The 3,225-nt window shown below is 70.6% G+C and carries 4 protein-coding genes; 2 read left to right on the top strand and 2 right to left on the bottom strand.

The window, feature by feature from the left end; all coding sequences use genetic code 11:
• Nucleotides 1-174: 174 nt before the first annotated feature.
• A complete protein-coding gene (locus tag D7V88_RS40030) occupies nt 175-834 on the top strand; it encodes a tetratricopeptide repeat protein (RefSeq protein WP_244238650.1) in 660 nt (219 codons plus the stop codon).
• Between the two features lie 142 nt (nt 835-976).
• On the top strand, nt 977-1,339 hold the full coding sequence (locus D7V88_RS40025; RefSeq protein WP_244238651.1) for a PH domain-containing protein: 363 nt from the start codon (nt 977-979) through the stop codon (nt 1,337-1,339).
• A gap of 18 nt (nt 1,340-1,357) precedes the next feature.
• Here the strand turns inward: D7V88_RS40025 and D7V88_RS40020 are convergent, their stop codons facing one another.
• Nucleotides 1,358-2,191, bottom strand: coding sequence for an FHA domain-containing protein (locus tag D7V88_RS40020; RefSeq protein ID WP_120545762.1), 834 nt, complete (start codon nt 2,189-2,191; stop codon nt 1,358-1,360).
• A 128-nt stretch (nt 2,192-2,319) separates the two neighbouring features.
• Nucleotides 2,320-2,955, bottom strand: a complete 636-nt coding sequence (locus D7V88_RS40015; protein WP_120545761.1) for an outer membrane beta-barrel protein — start codon at nt 2,953-2,955, stop codon at nt 2,320-2,322.
• Nucleotides 2,956-3,225 lie beyond the last annotated feature (270 nt).

Here is a 3,225-nt window from a genome sequence, read left to right as displayed (position 1 = left end):
ATGTTGTCCTGCGCGCTCTGGCGGATGGCGGCGTCCTGGGTGAGGCGCGAGGCCTGCTCCCATTCGTCGATGGCGCGCCCGTAGTAGCCGAGCACCGCCAGCGCGGAGCCGCAGCCGCAGCGCACCTCGCAGGCCGTGCTGGCCGCCACGCGGATCCGAGACGGGGACGCCCTGATGCGCGAGCGTCGCTACCGCGAGGCGGCCTTCGCCTTCCTCGACGCGGAGCACGCGGCGCCGGAACATGTGGAGGCGCGCTTCAAGCTGGGCAACGCGCTGGCGGTGCTCGGCTACTACGGGCGCGCCATCGACGAATGGGAGCAGGCCTCGCGCCTCACCCAGGACGCCGCCATCCGCCAGAGCGCGCAGGACAACATCACCCGGGCGCGCGCGAAGCAGGCGGAGTCCGGCACCTCTCCGCAGGCCATGGGCCAGCCCCCCGGCTCGGGCCCCGTGGCGGACACGACGCGCGCCCAGGCCCGCCGCGCCTACGAGCAGGGCGTCCAGCACATCAGCCAGCGCGCCTACGCGGCCGCGCTACAGACGCTGACCCAGGCCGTGCAGCAGGAGCCCCTGCTCACGGTGGCCTACACCGCGCGGGGCAGCGCCAACATCGGCCTGCGTCGGTATGCGGAGGCCGCGGCGGATTACCAGTTCGCGCTGAAGCTGGAGCCGGACTCGGCCTCCCCGCTGTACGGCCTCGCGGAGGCCTACCGGGCACTGGGGCGCAACCTGGAGGCTCGGGACCTCTATACGCGCTATGCGAAGTCCAGCGCGGCGGACGTGCGCCCGGAACTCCAGGCGGAGTCCCGACAGAAGGCCGAGCGCCTGCGCTGACTGCTCGCATGGAGAGCAGCCGGGCATCGTTCCAGGGGTTGGCTCCGCCACTATTTTAGGAGTCATGGACGGACTCGAACGGACGGTGGAGGGGAAGCAGCCGCAGCAGGTCTTTCGCCCCCGGCGAGTGCTCGCCGCGACGATGGCGGCAGCGGGCCTGCTGTGGCTCGGAGTGCTCGTCTACCTGTTCAACTTCGACGGGGTACCGTTGAAGACGTTCCTGTCCGCGGGCTTCTTCGTCGTCTTCTTCGCGGTGTCGCTCACCTACTACGGACGCACCCGCATCGAAGTGGACTCCCGGGGCATCACCTGCCGGGGCATGGTGCGCACCCGGCGCTTCTCCTTCGCGGACATCCGCAAGCTGGACGTGCTCCCCGGCCCGGTGACGGTCTACGCCATCCGGGGAAGCAAGGGCTTCGTGCACTTCACCAGCTTCTTCCGCCACCACCGCTACCTGGCCACGCTCCTGGTGGAGCGCGCGGGCCTCTCGCCGCTGCCCGGCTGAAGCGCGCGAAGCCCGCCTTCACCCTGAAGCCGCCAGCACGTAGGTGAGGAGCAACCCGACCAGCGCCAGCACCGCGCCCACGGCGATGATCCACCCCTCCGAACGCGTGCGCCGCTGCTCGCGCTCAGGAGGCTGAAGCGGCTCGTTCGCCACGTCACCGTCCGGGGTGGGACGGATGGGCCCGCCGCCGTCCGGAGCGTCGTCGAAAGCCGCCTGGAAGCGCAGCAGGGACCGTCCCAGCTCCACGACGTCGCCATCCGCCAGCGCCCCGGGCGCCTCCAGACGAACGCCGTTGAGGAACACGCCGTTGGGCGTGCCCAGGTCCTCCAGCAGGAAGCCCGGACCTTCGCGGCGGATCCGCGCGTGCAGACGGGACACGGCCCGGTCCCTCAACCGCAGGGCTACCCCATCTCCCCGGCCGATGTCGGTATGCGCCTCCGCGAGCGCATGACAGCGGCCCACGTCCAGGCCGGTGAGGCAGGTGACGGTGGCGGCGCGCGACGGACGCGACTCGGAATCCGTCAGCAGTCCCTTGAGCATCGCGACGGTGCCCACGCCGCGCTCGGGGGCGCTCGGCTCGGCGAGCACTCGCAGGCACATGCCGTCGGGAAGGCCCAGCACCTCCCCGGGCAGCACCAGGCGTGACACGCCGGGCAGCACGCGCACCGAGTTCACGGTGAAGCTGCGCACCGCCTCCACCATCAGCCGCTGGGATTCGATGCGCAGGGTCAACAGCCCCGGTGGCAGACCCTCCAGGTGGACATGGTCCTCGGGGCCACCTCCCAGCAGGTGCTGTCCCTCGGTCAGTTCGAACGGAGTGGGGCTGCCCAGGTGCTCGAATTCGAAGCGCATGCGAACGCCCGGCAGCAAGCGTCACGCCTGCCACCGGGCGCTGGATTTTCGCGCGGTTGCCGCGCTCCCCCCATCCGCCCCGGGCCTTCCGTGTCCGGAGGTCGGGACGGCGGAAGGCCGCGGAGTGTCTAGAAGGTGGCACCCAGGTTGAGCGTGCCGATGTACCGGCCGCCCTTGCTGAAGGTCTCGTCACCGCCCAGGTCCACGTCGGACGCCGGCAGCGACGCGGCGAACCCCTGGTCGAACAGGAAGTTGTAGTTCACGCGCGCGTCCGCGGTGAAGCTGCCCAACTGCAGGCGCAGGCCACCGCCCACCGGCACGTTGCCCACCGTGTCGTCCTGGAAGCCCGGCGCGATGGCGCGCACGTTGTAGCGGCTGACGCCCACGCCGCCCATGACGTACGGCTGGAGCCGCGTGGCCGTGAGGCCAATCGTCAACGCGCCCTGCACGCCGTTGCGCACGATGTCCGGCCCATTCGCGTTCGTCGCCAGCACGCCGCCGCTGTTGAACTCGCTGACGCTGCCCGTGTAGCCCAGCTCCACGCCCACCACGTTCGTCGGCTTGAGGCCGATCGTCACGCCGTACGCGAGGCCCGGATCAATCTGCGTCCGCAGCGCGTCGGTGTAGCCCTCGACACCGCCGCCCACCATGAATGAAAGGCCTCGCGTGTTCGTGGACCTGCGCAGCTCCGTCGAAGCCGCCTGCGCGGAACCCGCCGCCAACACCGAGATCGCCACCGCACCCGCCATCAGTCCCTTGTTCATCTGGTTACCCCTCCCTGTGATGAACTGGAACATGGGGTGCCCTTCCGGGCACGCCAACAGGGACCGGGGGGCCCGACAGCTCGGCCGCCCTCCCTTGCGGACGGGTTGCCCACGACTGGGAACGCACCGTCCCACCGACGGAAGAACGCTTCCCGGAAGATGGGGAAGGGTAGAGTCCTGGACTTCGATGCGCGTCCATCCCTGCGTCCTGCTCCCGCTGTTGTCCTCCCTCGTGCTCGTCGGCGCCTGCCGCGACGAACAGGCGGGCCC

Source organism: Corallococcus terminator (genome assembly GCF_003611635.1).
In the GTDB taxonomy this organism is placed as follows: Bacteria; Myxococcota; Myxococcia; order Myxococcales; family Myxococcaceae; genus Corallococcus; species Corallococcus terminator.
Note: the sequence above shows the minus strand (reverse complement) of the source record. Positions and strands in the feature narration are given on the sequence as shown.

What these genes read in the sequence shown, in the direction of transcription:
- D7V88_RS40020 (WP_120545762.1), bottom strand. Translation starts at nt 2,191, where the DNA reads ATGCGCTTCGAATTCGAGCACCTGGGCAGCCCCACTCCGTTCGAACTG.
- D7V88_RS40025 (WP_244238651.1), top strand. Translation starts at nt 977, where the DNA reads ATGGCGGCAGCGGGCCTGCTGTGGCTCGGAGTGCTCGTCTACCTGTTC.
- D7V88_RS40015 (WP_120545761.1), bottom strand. Translation starts at nt 2,955, where the DNA reads ATGAACAAGGGACTGATGGCGGGTGCGGTGGCGATCTCGGTGTTGGCG.
- D7V88_RS40030 (WP_244238650.1), top strand. Translation starts at nt 175, where the DNA reads ATGCGCGAGCGTCGCTACCGCGAGGCGGCCTTCGCCTTCCTCGACGCG.